Origin of the sequence: Ralstonia mojiangensis (assembly GCF_023955645.1) — a bacterium.
Lineage (GTDB): Bacteria > Pseudomonadota > Gammaproteobacteria > Burkholderiales > Burkholderiaceae > Ralstonia > Ralstonia mojiangensis.
In genome coordinates this window covers 1061716-1078977 of record NZ_JAMXHU010000002.1, presented here as the reverse complement: position 1 = coordinate 1078977, position 17262 = coordinate 1061716, and the positions used below count along the sequence as shown (strand labels likewise).

General features: G+C 60.3%; 9 protein-coding genes. 5 read left to right on the top strand and 4 right to left on the bottom strand.

Annotated elements, in window-relative coordinates; genetic code table 11:
* Positions 1 to 96: 96 nt before the first annotated feature.
* The 5 genes from NG898_RS11755 (at position 97) to NG898_RS11735 (ending at position 13575) form a co-directional block, all read left to right on the top strand.
* A complete protein-coding gene (locus NG898_RS11755) occupies positions 97 to 10323 on the top strand; it encodes a hemagglutinin repeat-containing protein (protein WP_252692447.1) in 10227 nt (3408 codons plus the stop codon).
* Positions 10320 to 10571, top strand: coding sequence for a hypothetical protein (locus tag NG898_RS11750; RefSeq protein ID WP_252692446.1), 252 nt, complete (start codon positions 10320 to 10322; stop codon positions 10569 to 10571). Before NG898_RS11755 ends, NG898_RS11750 begins: the two co-directional genes overlap by 4 nt.
* 295 nt (positions 10572 to 10866) lie before the next feature.
* Positions 10867 to 11211 carry a hypothetical protein gene (locus NG898_RS11745; protein ID WP_252692445.1) on the top strand — a complete coding sequence of 115 codons (345 nt, stop codon included), beginning with the start codon at positions 10867 to 10869 and terminating at the stop codon, positions 11209 to 11211.
* A 39-nt stretch (positions 11212 to 11250) separates the two neighbouring features.
* Entirely contained in the window at positions 11251 to 12945 is a 1695-nt protein-coding gene (locus tag NG898_RS11740; RefSeq protein ID WP_252692444.1) for a ShlB/FhaC/HecB family hemolysin secretion/activation protein, read from the top strand.
* Positions 12946 to 12960: 15 nt separating this feature from the next.
* The gene (locus NG898_RS11735) at positions 12961 to 13575 is read left to right on the top strand and encodes a DUF6037 family protein (RefSeq protein ID WP_252692443.1); all 615 of its coding nucleotides are present in this window, start codon (positions 12961 to 12963) and stop codon (positions 13573 to 13575) included.
* A gap of 198 nt (positions 13576 to 13773) precedes the next feature.
* On the opposite strand, the gene NG898_RS11730 is transcribed toward NG898_RS11735, so the two are convergent.
* The 4 genes from NG898_RS11730 to NG898_RS11715 form a co-directional block, all read right to left on the bottom strand.
* The gene (locus NG898_RS11730) at positions 13774 to 14439 is read right to left on the bottom strand and encodes a DUF5677 domain-containing protein (RefSeq protein ID WP_252692442.1); all 666 of its coding nucleotides are present in this window, start codon (positions 14437 to 14439) and stop codon (positions 13774 to 13776) included.
* Positions 14440 to 14521: 82 nt separating this feature from the next.
* Positions 14522 to 14902 (bottom strand): PHA-granule associated protein 4, encoded by a 381-nt coding sequence (locus tag NG898_RS11725; RefSeq protein WP_252692441.1) that lies wholly within the window; start codon positions 14900 to 14902, stop codon positions 14522 to 14524.
* A gap of 643 nt (positions 14903 to 15545) precedes the next feature.
* Complete coding sequence (locus NG898_RS11720; RefSeq protein ID WP_252692440.1) at positions 15546 to 15761, bottom strand: hypothetical protein; 216 nt, start codon at positions 15759 to 15761, stop codon at positions 15546 to 15548.
* The gene (locus NG898_RS11715) at positions 15758 to 17260 is read right to left on the bottom strand and encodes a S8 family serine peptidase (RefSeq protein ID WP_252692439.1); all 1503 of its coding nucleotides are present in this window, start codon (positions 17258 to 17260) and stop codon (positions 15758 to 15760) included. The genes NG898_RS11720 and NG898_RS11715 overlap by 4 nt, the downstream gene beginning before the upstream one ends.
* Between the last annotated feature and the right edge of the window lie 2 nt (positions 17261 to 17262).

Below are 17262 nucleotides of genomic sequence, written 5' to 3'. Positions count from 1 at the left end.
ATTCTCAAATATTGAAAATGTGGGCCGTTACAACACATTGTGAGGAAGTTGCCGCCTAAAATCCGGCCTTCGTAAAAATTACAACGCCGGATTGTCATGAACGCGAAGTGCTACCGAACCGTCTTCAATGCCGCACGCGGCATGTTGGTTGCAGTTGAGGAATCGGCGAGGAGCACAGGCAAGGGGCGCAGTTCGGGAAGCCGAGCCAGTCGCCGGGCATCCGCGCTGGCGTTGACCACCGTGGCAGCACTGGCTGCGCCGGGTCTGAACGCGCAATCACTGACGCCCGACCGCAATGTTCCCGGCCCGCACCCCGTGGTGGGTGTCGCGGCGAATGGCACACCGGTGGTCAATATCAACGCCCCCTCTGCCGGTGGCGTCAGCTCCAACTCATTCACGAATTACAACGTTGGCCAGGCCGGCGTTGTGCTCAACAACAGCGGGCAGAACTCGCAGACACAGATTGCCGGTTGGGTGCAGGGCAACCCGTTCCTGGGCAATACCGCTGCGCGCGTCATCCTGAACCAGGTCACCAGCGGCAATCCTTCGACGTTGGCTGGCCCCACGGAAATCGCGGGCAACCAAGCCAGCCTTATCGTCGCCAACCCTGCGGGCATTACGTGTGCCGGTTGTTCGTTCATTCAGGCGCCTCGGGTGACGCTGACCACCGGCACGCCGAACTTCGATGCGCTGGGTAACATCTCCAGCATCTCGGTCCAGCAAGGGCAAATCACGGTCAATGGCGCAGGGCTCGATGCACGCGGCGCGCAGCTCGACCTGTTGTCCCGTGCGATGGCCATCAACGGTCAAGTGTGGGCTGAGCGTCTCAATGCGGTGGCAGGTGCCAACAACGTTGACTATGGCAGCGTCACGCCCACAGCGATTGCAGGCGTCGGCCCGGCGCCGCAAGTCGCTATCGACGTCGGCCAATTGGGCAGCATGTATGGCGGTGGTGCCACACGGCTGATTGGCACAGAGCAAGGGCTGGGCGTCAACATTAGCGGCAACCTGGCTGCGCTCACCGGCAGCCTGAGTCTTGCCGCCAACGGCGATGTCACCATCACGCCGACAGGGCGCGTGCAGAGTGCAGCGGATGCCAGCATTTCTGCACCGAATGTCAGCAACCAGGGCGTCATCACCAGCCCTGGCAACGTGACCGTGTCGGGTAGTACGACCAACACCGGCACCTTGGTTGCCGGCGGCAATGCAACCATCACCGGGCCGCAAATCGCCAACAGCGGCACGATTGGTGCGGGCGTCGATACGAACGGTAATGTCACTCAGCCTGGCGCAGTGGCACTGAACGCAACGGGTGCGGTGCGCAACAGCGGCAATCTGCTGGCGGGTCAGAGCATTGGCGTGACCGGCGCCAGCATTGACGCGAGCAACGGCAATGTCGCGACACAAGGTACGGTCTCGCTGTCCGCCACGGGCGATGTGGCCACGCGTAGTGCGACCATCTCCGGGGGCAGCGTGACGGTCCAAGCCGCCGGCATGCTGGACAACACAGCGGGCAGCCTCTCGTCGAATGGCACGCTGCAGGTTAGTGCTCAGCGCGTCGTCAACCAGAATGGCCTGCTGGCTTCCGCCGGCAACACGAGCATCACCACTGGTTCGCTCGACAACACCTCCGGTGCACTCGGCTCCAATAGCGGCAGCCTCACCGTCAACAGCATCGGTGACATCACCAACGCCAAGGGCAAGCTGGTCGCTGCGCAAGATGTCTCCATCATTGGCGGCAGCTTAGGCAACCAGGGCGGCATGGTGTCGGCCCAGAACCTCTCGTTGAACACAGGGACCGGCGCAGTCGACAACACCGGCGGTACGGTTTCCGCCACGGGCACGGCAAACGTCGCGGCCGGTCGCCTCGTCAACCAAGGCGGCACGCTTGCCGCAGCCGGAAACGTTTCTGCTCACGTGGCCAGCCTGGACAACACCTCGGGCGTACTCGGCTCCAGCAGCGGCGCCTTGAGCGTTAACAGCAGTGGCGCCATCACGAACGCGGGCGGCAAGTTGGTGGCTGCGCAGGATGTGACGCTCGCGGGTGCGAGCCTTGGCAATCAGGGCGGCGCGGTTTCAGCACGCAATCTGACGCTCAACACGGGTACGGGTGCCGTAGACAATACGGGCGGCTCGATGGCGGCCTCCGGTACGGTCAACGTCCAGGCTGGGAGCCTCGTCAACCGGGGCGGCACACTTGCGTCTGCGGCGGACTTGAACGCGACGGTCGCCAGCGCGGACAACACCGGCGGTGCGCTGGGCTCCAATACTGGCAACCTGACCATCAACAGCACGGGTTCGATTGCGAACGCGAGCGGTGGCAAGCTCGTCGCTGCGCAGGATGTCACCCTGAATACAGCTGCCATTGGCAACCAGACGGGCATCGTCTCTGGCCGCAATCTGTCACTCAACGCCGGAACCGGAACCGTCGACAACACCAACGGCACGGTATCGGCATCGGGCGTGGCCAACGTTCAGGCTGGCAACCTGGTCAACCAGGGCGGCACACTTGCCGCCAATGGCAACGTGCACGCCACCGTCGCGAGCCTGGACAACACCTCGGGCGTGCTTGGCTCCAGCACGGGCAATCTGAAGGTCGACAGCAGCGGCGCCATTACGAGCACGAACGGCAAACTGATTGCCGCACAGGACGCGACATTCAACGCCGCCAGCCTGAGCAACCAAGGTGGCGCCATCTCGGCACGCAACCTGTCGGTGAACACAGGTTCTGGCACCGTCGACAACACCAATGGTCAAGTCTCCGCCTCCGGCGCGGCAGACCTGACGGCGGGCAGCCTCATCAACCGGGGCGGTACGCTCGCTTCTGCCGGGGACATGACGGCTACGGTGGCGAGTGTGGCCAATACCGGTGGCGCACTCGGCTCCAGCGGCAACAACCTCGTCATCAACAGCGCAGGCAACATCGCCAGCGCGAACGGCAAGCTCATTGCCGGCCAGGATGCGACCCTCAACGCGACGGCGCTGGGTAACCAAGGCGGCACCGTCTCCGCACGCAATCTCACGGTCAATATCGGTACGGGAACGGTCGATAACACCAGCGGTACGGTGTCTGCGTCTGGTGTGACCAATGTGACAGCCGGCAGCTTGGTGAATCAGTTGGGTACGCTGGCTGGTGCAGGCAATGTCACCGCAAATGTGGCGAGCCTTGATAACACCTCCGGCGTACTGGGTTCCAGCGCTGGCACCCTGAGCGTGACCAGCACGGGCAACATCGGTAACGCGGGCGGCAAGCTGCTCGCAGCCCAAGATGCTACGCTCGCGGCAGCCAGCATGGGCAACCAGGCCGGTACGGTGTCTGGTCAGAGCGTCACCCTTAACACGGGTACGGGCGCACTCGATAACACGGCAGGCAAGGTTTCCGCCGCGAACGCGTTGCAATTGACCGCCGGCGCGGTAACCAACCAAGGCGGTACGCTGGCCGCGACTGGCGATGTGCACGCCACGGTGGCGAGTCTTGATAACACCGCCGGTGGCATCCTCGGTTCCGGTCAGGGTGGGCTGACCCTCACCAGCACTGGCAACGTCGCCAATGCCGGCGGCAAGCTCCTTGCCACGCAAGATATTCAGCTTCAGGCGGCAAGCCTGGGCAATCAGGCCGGCACGGTGTCGGGGCGCAATGTGACCGTCAACACAGGCACCGGAGCGCTGGAAAACACCGGTGGCGCCATCGCCTCCACGGCTGCGCTCGATACAACGGCGGGCGACATCACGAACGCCAACGGCGGCGTGATGCAAGCCGGCACGACGCTGACGACCCATAGCCAATCGCTGGCCAATGCCAAGGGCGCGGTGATTGGCAATGCCGTCTCGGTCAACGCCAATACGTTGACGAACCAGCAGGGCACGATTTCGTCGAACACCACGCTGGACGTGCAAAGCCAGACCTTGACCAACGACCAAGGCAAGCTGGTTTCCAACGGTGCGCTGACGGTCAATACCGGCACGCTCACCAATGCCGGAGGTCAGGTCGCCTCCAACAGCGATGTGACGGTGAATGGCACGACCGTCGACAACTCCGCCGGCCTGATGCATGCCGGCGGCACGCTGACCGTGTCCGGTGCCAACCTGCTCAACAAGAACACCAATACGGCCACGACCGGCCTGGAGGGCGCAAATGTTGCGCTCACCGCCACAACGTCGCTCGACAACACAGCCGGTGTCATCCGCTCGGACCTCAACACACAGCTCACGGCACCGTCCATCAACAACACGCAGGGCTCGATTCAGTCGGCGGGGACAGTGGGTGCCAAGGCTGCCGCAGCGCTGACGAACACTCAGGGCAACCTGAACGGCACCAAGAGCGTGGGCGTGACGGCCGGCCGGATGAGCGGTGACGGTACCGTGCAGTCGCAAGGCAGCGTCTCTCTGAACCTGCAGTCGGACTACAACAACAGCGGCACGCTCGCTGCCGGACAAGACGTTTCCGTGACGACCACGGGTAACGTCACCAACTCGGGCACGATGTCCGCTGGTCGCAACCTGGCGGTGTCGGCCAACAACATCACCAACACGCAGAGCGGCCAGCTGACTGGCACGGTATCCAACACGCTGACCGCGCAGGGCACGCTGTCCAACGATGGCCTTATCGACGGTGGCGCGACCGTCGTGCGTGCGAACAATGTTGTCAACACAGGCCGCCTGTATGGGGATTCGGTTTCGATTGCTGCCAACACGCTGACGAACACCGTCAACGGCAGTGGCGTGGCGGGCGTCATCGCCAGCCGGGGTGACATGGACCTGGGCGTGCAGACGCTCAACAACCAGGAGCATGCGCTTATCTACGCGATAGGCAACATGCGTATTGGCGGTGCGCTCGATGCCGCCAACCACGCGACCGGCTCGGCTCAGAACGTGACCAATGGCTCGGCGACCATCAACGCGGATGGCAATCTGACCATTGCCGCCAGCCAAATCAACAACCAGAACAATCACTTCAGTACGACCGACCAGACGTCGCCGGGCACGCACGTCATCTCGTATCGGCTGAATGGTTCGACGCAGGACATCGACCCGACCACGGTCATGTTCATGCAGACAGGCAACGGCAACAGCGTGCCTGGCACGGATTGGCAGTGGCTAGGCGACTCGCGTTTAGGTGTCATGGTGTTGCCGTCCACACAATATCCGTTCACCCGCTTCGGCCCGCCGTTCACCTACAGCAACGGCACGGGCGGTGGCGGTGTCGGTATGGCCTACGTGCCAGAAATGCCCTGCAGTGCGGATTCCTGCACGGTGTCGAGCTATCCGGAACAGTTCCTTTATCAAACGACGGATGCCATCTGGGGCGTGTTCGGTATCACGCCGCCGCAAGCCATTGGGACGCAACCAGACCCAAGCACGTACCAGCCCAGTCAGTATCCGCAGTATCAAGCGGACCAGGCCGCGTGGCAGCAGCGGCATGACGCCGCCGTTGCGCAATACCAAGTGCTGAACAACGCCATCACGGCGTTCAATACCGACCTTCGCAACCGCCAGGTCGATACCTTCACCATCTACGACGGCACGCAGCAGACTACCCGCACGGTGGTCACGCAAAGCGACCCGGGGATGATTACGTCCGGCGGCAACATGACGTTGAATGCCGGCGTGGTGAACAACGTAGCCAGCCAGATGGTGGCGGGCGGCGACCTGACCGGCAGCAACGTGATTGGCACTCGGCCGGTCAACGTGGGGATGCAAGGCACGCAAACCGTCACGACAACCGGAACCGCGCTATATACCTCTGTCGGCGGGGGCGGCTCCTTCTCGTCCGACCACCGCCAGTACAACAGTTCGCCGTGGCAAGGGCAGACCATCCAGACCAACTACCAACTGGATGTGAGCCCCACCAACGGCACGGGTCCGAACAGCCAGTCCACCGTCAAATCCGTTGCAGTGACGACCAAGGCGGGCGTCGGCAACGGCAATGGCACCGCCGTTGCCGACCACATGACCATCGCAACCGACCCGGTCCAGCCTGGTGCCGCATCGGTGACGGTGCCAAACAGCGGCATCCTGCATATCCAGACATCGTCCGTTGCCACACCCGCTGGCGGCTCCGTCAGTGCCGCGCCGACTTCCGTGACGCTGCCCGGCAACGTGGTCATCCGTACCGTGATGCCGAACCTGACGCTGCCGAACAATGCCCTCTACCGCATCATCAGCGACCCGGGCAGCAGCGTGCTGGTGGAAACCGACCCGCGTTTCACCAACTTCCGCCAGTGGACGTCGAGCGACACCATGCTGTCGCAGTTCCGCAATGACCCGGGTGCCACGCTCAAGCGCATTGGTGACGGCTTCTACGAGCAGCAACTGATTCAGCAGCAAATCATCCGCGCCACGGGGCAGCGCTTCATTGGCGACTACACCAGCAATGAAGACGAGTACAAGGCACTGCTGGCCAATGGTGCTGCCGCAGGCAAGGCGTTTGGCCTGAACGTTGGCACGGCACTGACCGAAGCCCAGATGGCGCAGCTCACGAGCGACATCGTCTGGATGGTCAAGCAGACCGTGACGCTTGCAGATGGAAGCAAGCAGGATGTGCTGGTGCCCCAGGTCTACCTGCGTGCCAAGGACACCGACATCACCGGTGGCGGTACGTTGATGGCGGGTAACAACGTCAGCTTTAACGCCAAGGGTGACGCCACCAATAGCGGCACCATCGCCAGCCGCAACGTAACTGTGGTGACAGCGGACAACATCGTCAACACCGGCACGCTGGCGGGCAGCACGCTGCTCGCGCAAGCCACGCAGGACATCAACAACCTCGGTGGCCATATTCAGGGCGACCAAGTGTTGCTGGCGGCTGGCCGTGACGTGAACCTGACCAGCACGACGGTCCAAACGAAGAACATCACGACCACGGGTACGAACATCAACCAGGTGGCGAGCATTGATGCAGGTGCACTGTCCATCCAGGCCGGTCGCGACGCCAACTTGGCGGCCGTCGCCATCAATACGGCGGGCAATGCCACCATTACCGCGAACCGCGATGTCAACCTGACTGCGGTGCGACAGTCGAACGAAGAACACGTCGTCTGGGGGGATAAGAACCGTTCGGACCGTTCGTCGTATGCCGATGCGGGTGCGCAAATCCAGACCGGCGGCAATCTCGCCATTGGTGCGGGCCAGGATGTGAACGCTACGGCCACGTACGCCAACGCTACCGGCGGTATCCAGGTGGCAGCAGGGCGTGATGTGAACCTCAATGCGGGCCAGAGCCACCAGGACGTCCGCGACGAGCACTATCAGAAGGAAACTGGGTTCCTGTCGTCCAAAACGACACACACCATTGATTCAGCGGGGCAGACAAACGCCGTTGGCACAACGCTCTCCGGCGATACGGTGACTGTGGCTGCAGGCCGTGACATTACTGCGAAGGCCGCGACTGTTGCAGGTACGGGCGACGTGAATCTGGCCGCAGGCCGTGACCTGACCATTACCACGGCAGACACCGCCACCAGCGAATCTCACTTCAAGGACGTGAAGAAGAGCGGTCTGGGCAGCGCTGGCGCTGGCATTTCGTATGGGACGAACCAGACGACCGATACCACCAACGACACCGTGCGCGGGTCGCAAGGCAGCCTCATCGGCAGCACAGACGGCAGCGTGAATATGCAGGCCGGCCGTAATCTGCACATCACGGGTTCGGACGTGGTTGCTGGCCAGAACGTGACTGGCATTGGTCAGAACGTGACCATCGACGCGGCGACCACAGACCGTCACCACGACGAGACGCATGAAACCAAGAGCTCGGGCTTTACGCTGGCAGTGAAGTCGCCGATTCTCGACGCCATCCAGAACGTCCAGCAGCAAGCTGAGGCGGCGGGCAACAGCCAGGACAAGCGAGCAGCGGCACTACATGGAATTGCAGCAGCAAGTGCGGTTGCTGATGTCGGCGCAGCCGCTGGCGCCATGGCGGCCAAGCCCGAAGCCAAGATTGAGTTGAGCTGGGGCTCGCAGTCGAGCAAGACCACCCAGACCGAAGACAGCACCCAGCACAACGGCAGCACCATCAAGGCGGGCGGCACGGCAGCCTTTGTGGCGACCGGTGACGGCACGCCGGGCAGCGGTAACGTCAACATCGTCGGCTCCGACGTCAACGCAAAGAATGTGCTGCTGCAGGCCAACAATCAGGTCAACCTGACGGGTAGCACTGACACCGACAGCACGCGCAGTACCAACGAATCCAAGAGCGCGAGCTTTGGTGTGTCGTACGGTACGGGCGGCTTTGGGGTGTCAGCCTCGATGTCGAAGGCACACGGTGATGCGAACTCGGATGCACAGACGCAGAACAACACCCACATCAACGCGAGCGACACCGTCACCATCGTGAGTGGTGGCGACACCAACATCGTTGGCGCCAACGTCAACGCCAACAAGGTGCTGGCCGACATTGGGGGCAATCTCAACATCGCCAGCACGCAGGACACCAGCCACAGCACGTCACACCAAGAGAGCACGAGCGGCGGCTTCAGCATCAGCCAGGGCGGCGGGAGCGCCAGCTTCAGCCACAGCAGCGGCAGCGCCAATGGCAGCTATGCGGGCGTGAACGAGCAGTCGGGCATCCAGGCCGGCTCGGGCGGCTTCGACATCAACGTCAAGGGCAACACGGACCTTAAGGGTGCGGTCATTGCTAGCACGGCAACGCCTGACAAGAACCAACTGACCACGGGCACGCTGACTTTCTCGGACCTCCAGAACCACTCGGACTACAACGCGAGCAGCAGTGGCTTCAGTTTGAGCGGGTCACTGGGCAACGGTGGCGAGAACTACAAGCGGGCGGAAGATAGAAAAACCAGCAACGTCGGCGGTGGTGCGCCGATGCTGAGTCAGAACGACAGCGGCAGCGAGAGCGCCACGACACGCAGTGCTATCTCGCAAGGCACACTCACCATTACCGACAAGGCGACCCAGAAGCAGGACGTCGCCAGCCTGAGCCGCGATACAACCAATGCAAATGGCACGGTCAGCAAGACACCGGACCTGCAGAACCTCCTGAACAACCAGGCCGACATGATGTCGGCCGCGCAGGCGGCGGGCCAGGCAGTGGCACAGCGCATTGGCGACTATGCGGACGGCAAGAAGAAGGAAGCCGAGGGTCGTCTGGTTCAGGCTCAGGATGCCTATAAGAACGACCCATCTGATGCGAATCAGGCGGCAATCAACGCAGCGCAAGCGGACATCAACGGTTGGAAGGAGGGCGGCCTAACTCGTGCAGGCATGCAGGCTGCAGGCGCTGCTGCTGTGGCTGGGTTGGGCGGGGGCAACGCACTCGCTGCTGGTGCGGGCGCTGGGCTGAGCTCACTCGCGGCGGGCAAGCTCAATGAGTTGTCGAGCGCCATTGCTGGCTCCAGCCCGACTGGCAACAAGAACGTGGACGAGGCACTGGGCAACATTGTGTCCAATGCTTTGGCGACTACGGTGGGTGGTGTGGTAGGCGGTAACGCAGGTGCGTTTTCTGGCTACAACGTGGACCGCTACAACCGCCAATTGCATCAGCAAGATAAGGACCTCGCCAAGAAGGTGGTGGCTGCCAGCGGTGGCAGGTACACCCTTGCCCAAGTTGAGGACCAGATGCGGCTGTCTGATTTGGTCGACATGAACGGTCAAGTAGTAGAGTCGGGCAAAGGAGACCTAATAAATACCGCAACGACAAAGATTAAAGATGATGGTGCCAAGTGGGAGCCTGTGCCGGGTACCACGTACATCGTTCAGAAGCTTCCCCAAGCTGACCCAGACATCATCTCGTTGATTGCGACCGTTCAGAAGCAGACGACGGGAGATGTGCCTTACTCAGCGCGGCAAGACTATGGAAGCGTTCCTGGTGCTACGGCGGCAGTCACGCCAACGGTCACGGCTCGCTGCGGCGGGCTGCAAGCGGATTGCCTAGCGGGGTTGCCACCGCAAATGACGGATGCTGAGTTGAGCGCGCGCCGTACAGGTATTGCCGACGTTGCGAACAACTTTGGTACGCAGGCCGGTCGCGTAAGCGCAACTGCAGGTGCAGTAGCCTATGCAAATTCTGCGAATCCTATAATCGGTCTCCCTGCAGGAGCCATATCGTTGGGCTTCGGTGCCGTCAACGTTGTAGCTGGTGGTATCGAGCAAATCGCACGACCCGACATTGGGCAGTATAGCTATGAGAATGCTTTGGGCCTTGGCGTTAAGGTTGTAAGTGACCGATTCCCAGTATTCTCGCCGGCCATTAATGAGGCTGGGGAGGCGATTAAATCATCGCAAACCTCTTCGGACATCAAGAGCTGGATAAATAATCAGTGGAATTCGATGTTTGGTGATAGCAGGAAGGGAGCAAGGCAATGAAGCTAATTCGTGACGGAAATTTTTCTGGAACCGTCAGGGTTCTGTTGTTTCTTCTCGGTATCGGTATCGGCTATGTGGCGCTTGCTTGGGAAGTAGCACCAAGTGCCATCCGAATCATTCTTTTCATGAGTGCTGTAGTGCTGTGCGCCCTAGGCGGATACAGCTCTTGGGCACATATGCTTGGGGTGCAACCATTTGGGGAATCCTCTTGGCGAAAGGCCAAGAAGACATATAAAGACGATGCGTAAAGCCCACCGGCGCTAACGATATTTTCATCATCTTGGTCTCCTCACTGTGTAGCGGTGAGACCTGAGCAAAACACATATGCACGCCAGATTTCACCTCATGGTTTGGGCAACACTCCTAACCACCGCCTGCACCGTTCTCCCGCAGCCGACTCACGATGTCACTGTCGAGAACCCAACCTACGACCCTGCCGCCTCCGCCCGCGTCCGTTTTCTGTCTAGTAACGGTGGCGCTGGCGCATCGTTCCGTCCGGGCGAGGGTTGCTACAAGGAGGTCTATGTCGAGGACGACAAGCGTGTGAGCGTCATCGACGGTTTTTGGGCCGCCTGGAAATATTCATCCCGCAGCGTGACGATTGGCATGCCCGAAAGCCCGCGCCCAAACATGCGCGTAGAGGGCTTGCAGTTCAAGGATTTCATCAAGGAATACGTCGTCCCCGCAGCGAGACCGTTCACGGTGACGCTGCTGGCTTCTTCATGCACGCCACCTGCGGTCACGTTCGTGCCGGAGCCTGGTAAGGACTACGACATCTTCATGCAATCCGACAGCAGGCGCTGCTGGGTTTCCGTTAAGCGTATTGACGACAAGGGCACGGACGAACCCGTACCTTTGGACCGTGCGCCGAAATGCACGGCATCTTGAAGCGGCCCCCTCGTTTAGACATTCGTTCGCTGGTCTTCCATGTTGCATCATCGTCTGCGCGTAGTCGCGCTCCTGCTTGGGGCGGCTTCTACAACTGCGCTTGCCCAAGTTTCCCCGCCGCCCATTACTGGCCCAGGCCCCGAAGTTCAGCGCTTGCAAGAACAGCAGGCCGAGCAAGCGCGTGAGCGTGCCAATGCCCGTCCAGACGTTTTCACGCCACCCGCGCCCGCGCAGGCCATCTCTCTGTCCGCGCTGCCGAAGGAAACGCCATGCTTCCAAATCCAGGGAGTGGTGCTGGAGGACAACGTGTTCCCGTGGCTGGCGGACCTGCTCAAACCGGTCAGTGGCCAGTGTGTTGGCAAGCAAGGGCTTGAAGCCATCGAACTGCAGGCGAACAACGCCTTGATTGAGCGCGGCTATGTCACCTCGCGCGTGCTTGTCCCGAAGCAGAACTTGGCCAGCGGTACGTTTCAGCTCAAAGTGCTGCCGGGGCGCATCGGGGCCATCCGCAATGCCTCGGATGACAACATCGGGTGGGCACGGATGGTGTTGCTCGTCGGCCCCGGAGACTTGCTGAACCAGCGCGACTTGGACCAGGCGCTGGAGAGCATTCGTCGCCTGCCAGGTCAGTCGCAGACGAGCTTCGACATCGTTCCTGGTGAACGTGTTGGCGAATCGGACATCGTGCTCAAGCCGGGTACGGACAAGCGCTGGCACGCGTCGCTGTCAGCGGACAACACGGGTCTGAAGTCTACCGGCAAGTACCAGATGAGTGGCTCGCTGGTCATCGACTCGCCGCTGCACCTCTACGACCAACTGTCGATTTCGGCGACTTCCAATACGGACCGAGGTTCGACCGCTGCGGGTACGCGCTCCTACTCCATCAACTGGAGCGTGCCGGTCGGCTATGCCACGCTCTTCGTCGGCGCCAATCGCTCGCGCTACAACCAAACGGTGGCGGGGTTCGAAGAGCCCATCGTCTACAGCGGCAGTAGCTCCGAGGTGAACGCCGGCATCAGCGGTGTCTTGCACCGTGATGCGACGTCTCGTACTGGAGCGCAGTTCAAGCTCTTCCGAAAAATCAACCGCAACTACCTGGAAGACACTGAGATTGCCGTCCAGCGTCGCGACGTGGTTGGCTACGAAGCCTCGATGTCGCACCGCCACTATCTTGGCCCGGTGGTGCTCGATGGCAGCTTTGCGTGGCGAGAAACACTGCCTGACCATTCCAACGTGCCGGGGGTGGTCGTGGGTGACCCTGGCTACGGCGGGCGTTCACAAGTTGAGACGGCCAACGCGAGCCTGTACTGGCCGTTCAAGCTGGCCAGCCAGGTGTTCGAGTACACGAGCAACTGGTCTATTCAGCATGCCCGCACGCGCGTGCTGCCCAGTGACTATTTCACCATCGGCAACCGCTACACCGTGCGCGGTTTCGATGGCCAACTGACGCTGGCGGCTGAGGACGGATGGTTCTGGCGAAATGAATTGGCTTGGCGTGTAGCTGGCCAAGCAGTCTATGCGGGGGTCGATATGGGTAAGGTGCACGGCCCCAGCGCGGAGTTCTTGCTGGGCGACAAGTTGGTCGGGGCTGTGGTTGGCGTACGCGGTCGTGTGCCGTCTGGAGCATACATGGCGTTCAACTACGACGTGTCGTTCGGCTGGCCGCTGTACAAACCGGCCGGTTTCCGCAGTCAGCAGCCAGCGGTGATGGCACAGGTCGGCGTGGAGTTCTAAGGTGCACCTATGTTCATGAGAAACCTTAAAAGCCTGCGCGAAAGCATGCTCAACACTCAAACTGAGCAAGGCGGCCCAATTGAGCTCCAGCGCTTCCGTAGCACTCATGGTGCAGTGACGTTTGAGTGTATTTTTTCCACGGGGGAAACCCCATACAAGCTCTCGCTGACCTCGAGGGGGACGGAGACACATCCCACGCCCGGATTTTTTCTCTTTGAGGTCTCTGAGACGTACGAAATCGTCGCGTATCTCGGTGAAATGTACGGACGCCTCGTGGCCACGCTCAGCACCAAGGACGGCGCATCCGGGAACAAGCTCAAGCCTCTCGAGTTCCTAAGTGAACTGGACGCTCACGTTCCAGCGAGAGCAACAGTCGCAGCTATTCCGAGCCCGGCTGAAGTCCTGAACGATAGGCAAGATATTACTTACGAGCGGGACAAGCCATATTGGAGCCACTGGTCGAACCCTCGCAGCAAAGCAGATGGTTCTCCAGGAGAAGTCTCAGAGCAGAATCGACAAAAAACCGCCGCCCTAATGGGTTCCGCTGCGTTGGCGTATAGCGACGAATTGCGCATTTCATCTTGCTGGAGTGCCGTGCCGACGCGGGCGGACTGGCGCCCCAAAGCCTAGTGCCTGGCGGGCGGGGCTAAGCGGCCTGGATAGCCAATGCTTTCCTCGTGGCTAATCACAATTCGCGTGTTGCCGCATTGGAGGCAGAAGGTCATCAAGATGTCGACGAGCTAGGAATTTCACGCACCGTCATCACCATCGTGCTTTATACCGCACCAGTCAATATTGGCTTGCGAACATCCCTATCGGAGGCAACCTTTAGGGGTTGCGTATATCGGCGGGAATCGCCAGTGAGTCACAGGCTCGCTCGAACGCATCCCATCCGTACAACTGCGCCTGGATTTGCAAAATTAATCGCTTCTCATATGAACCAGCGTCGCTCGGACGATTGACAAGGTAAGAGCTCGGGTGAACCAACTTAGAATATAATTTAAAAAATGCCTGATGCTCGTCCTCTTGGCCAACCACCTTTGCGACGTCCACGGGGCCACTGGGGCGCTTCACCTCTGGTAATTGATGCCTTGAGCGCATCTGGGACAACCGTTCCATCTCGCCTAGCAGGATAACTCTCTGCTTGCGCGCATCGCCCTCCGTGTCAAGAGCAAGCATTCCTTCCAGAACTTGGATATTGTCCGTAATAGCTTCTGATAGCCAAAGCATAAGCTTGTCTTCGCCCATCAGAACATATCGAATATGCAAGTTGTTTTCGTATAAGGACCGAGCGCAGAGAGCGAGAACCGAAATATCCGCCTCGAGGTTGTCCGCGAGTAATTTCAGATAGCTGCCCGATGATTTTACTAAGTTCAATAGCGCGTCAGATAGGTTTGACCTCACCCCATGCAAACTATGCCAACCGCACACCGAATGGAAGTGCGACGACATGGAAATCAGTTTGTCGCGAACACTCTCGATAGAGTCGTTCACCAATTTATCGCCAAGCCTAGTCATATATCTGAGTATGAGTTTCAATGATGGGACCAAAGCCCCCATCGCTAAGGGCATTGAGCTACTCGCACCAGACCGCATCGACCTCTCGCTGCAGGTGCCCACCCAGAATGTAGTCGCCAAGCTTTGCAGCCTTGACCTCGAGCTGTTCCAGTTGGCCCGCGGGCAATAAGTCCAAGTCGAACTGGCAGTAAAGGTTCCGCTGCCGAAAAGTGGCTTTTGCACGCCCAAGACCCGCAACCAGTGCGGCGGGTGATTTGACGGCGATGCTTTCGTGGCCGCGGTACTCCACGCGGACTCCGACTGCTCGGCCGAGCCGGCCAAGCTCAACAGCGTCTTGCCAACCAGACTCGTAGTCCAACTCGACGACTGCGACACCTCCCGACCCCACCAGCCGTAGCGCCTCCTCCTTGCTAGCGGCACGCGCAGTGGCTGTCGCCATGTGGTCGTTCCCCGGGATTCGCGACGGCATGCGTACCACCTGTCCTGTTTGCATCATCTTGGTCCGAGCGAGCTCATGTGGGCGCTCCCTGCTAAACGTGGTTGAGTTGACCAATGCCGGCCGCCACCTGGACGGGAAGTCATCAGCGCTTGTCAGGCCTTCCTGGAGGCGTAGCCGCCACATCGAGACGGCTCTCATTGCCGGGATACCTCCGGACGCAAATACTGGATAAATATACAGTAGTTTTCGGCATGACAATACGTGACTTTCCCTCCTCAGTAACGCAGCGAAAGAAGCTCTCCTCGGCGGAGCTTCGTGCCATATGGCAACGCAACCTACAGAGGATGTGCGCGATTTGTTGGGGGAAATCTATCGCCTGCAGGACATCGCTAGGCAAGCGAACGACGTTGTCACGTTAGCCCGCATGTGGGGTATCGATAAGCCGTTTCTGGCTAGGCTGGACGCGTTCGACGCAGCATTCCTTGCCGAACCATGTTTGTGGGAGCGACCACTGGCTGGTCGACAGAAGAAGAGCAGGCGCTGAAGCGCCTGTCGCGCAACCGCACGAACCCTCACCGGGTCCAGTCCGGGAACAAGAAAGCCCGCCAATACGCGCGGCGGGCTTCCATTCATGTATTTCGAATCAGGCGAGCCTGTAGGTTCGTTGCTCGCTCGCCACCCAATGCTTCAATTTCCTGACGTCTGCCAGCAAATCGCCAGCCGGCCCGTCCACCTCAAGCACTACTGCTTTCGACGGACGTGTATCGACAATCCGCACACCGGCGTGCTCGCAAATCAAGCGAAGCTCGTCCTGCGGAATCTCTCCGACACCTCTGAACACCAGAACAAAGCGACTCATGACGTTCCTCCACCCATGTGAGGCAACCCCTTACCAACGTCAGGCGCCCCGAAACCAAGCAATTTGCACTGCTTGTATAGCAACGCCTTCAAAACTGCCAAGCGCTCGGGGCCACGAGGCCGACCCTTCAATTCTGGTGACATAGCCAGCAACCTAGCAGCCAAGCCCGAGACTACAGGGCACGCCATTGAGGTGCCATCTTGCGCAGCATATCCCGCTGTTCCGACAGTCGAAATGACGGCGACGCCCGGAGCCGCAAGGTCAACTTTTCCCCAGTTCGAGAAGTCGGGAACATAGTCAGCGTTATCGTCGCCAACCGCACGAGGTTTGTGCTCCGCATGGACAGAAGACGCAGGAAACGTTCCACGGCGCCCCAGAGCAGCAACCGCGACAACGCTGGGGTAGACAGCGGGGTATTGAGGGACGTCGCTTCCATCGTTTCCTGAAGCAGCTACAACCAATATACCTGCTGCCTCAGCATCTTCAATGGCAACCTGCAGGACCGCATCTTCGTACTCTTGCCCGAGGCTGAGGTTAATGACGTCGACGCCTGCATCGATAGCCGCCTTGATTCCGTCGTATACGTACGTGGTGTCGGTTAAGCCGGAGTTGCGTTCGAAGACGCGGAAGCTTAGGATTTCTGCGTTCGGTGCCAATCCTCTCGCCACTCCGTTGGCGCCGATAATCCCGGCAACGTGCGTCCCGTGCCCTGTACCGTTGTCGCCTAGGTCATCATCTTCGTCAGCCTGCGTGAAAGATGTGCGCTCGGTCACATTGGCTAGGTCACGGTGCTCGTCTATGCCGGTATCGATGACGGCGACTTTGATTTTCAGTGGTTCCGGCTGGCCGCTGTCAGGGCAAAGGGCTTGCGAGCAGTGATACTTCAAACAATCGGCCGTGGCCGGCGTCAAGCTCTGCAGCGAAAAACTGACCGCGCCCCTTGCTGAGGTAATGCCTCTTCGCAGTTCCGCCCAATAGTCAGAGAACGGGGCGACACGGATGTACTCTGCCTGCCCAGTTGCTGAGGCAATCGTCGTGCGCCCTCGGCTGTTCGTCTCAGCTACGCGAAGGTCGTCAATGCCCGGTTCCTTCAGCGTGACTGGCACGCCAGCTATCGGCCTCCCGTTCGAATCGCATACCTTGATTTTGAACGGTCTACCGGATGTCCCGGTGACACCCCCAAAATCAAACGGCGCACCTGCTGCGAGGACCCTGTCCAAGTCGACAGCGGCAAGGCGATAGGTGCGGACAGGATGGAGGGGAACGCTGACGTTCGCTGCCTCGAAGGCGCTAACCTGTTTATCGGTCAACTCCAGCACCGCCATGCCTTCATCGACGGGCGAAGACGTCACAGCAATCTGCGCCCCCATCGGGAAGGCCTTGTGCAGCAAAGATTGCAAGACACCTTGCTTGCGCGCTGATTGCGCAAAAGGCCCCACAAATTCTGTCTCCTCGACGGTCCGCGTCAAAACGATATATCGATTGCGTTGTTCGGGCATTT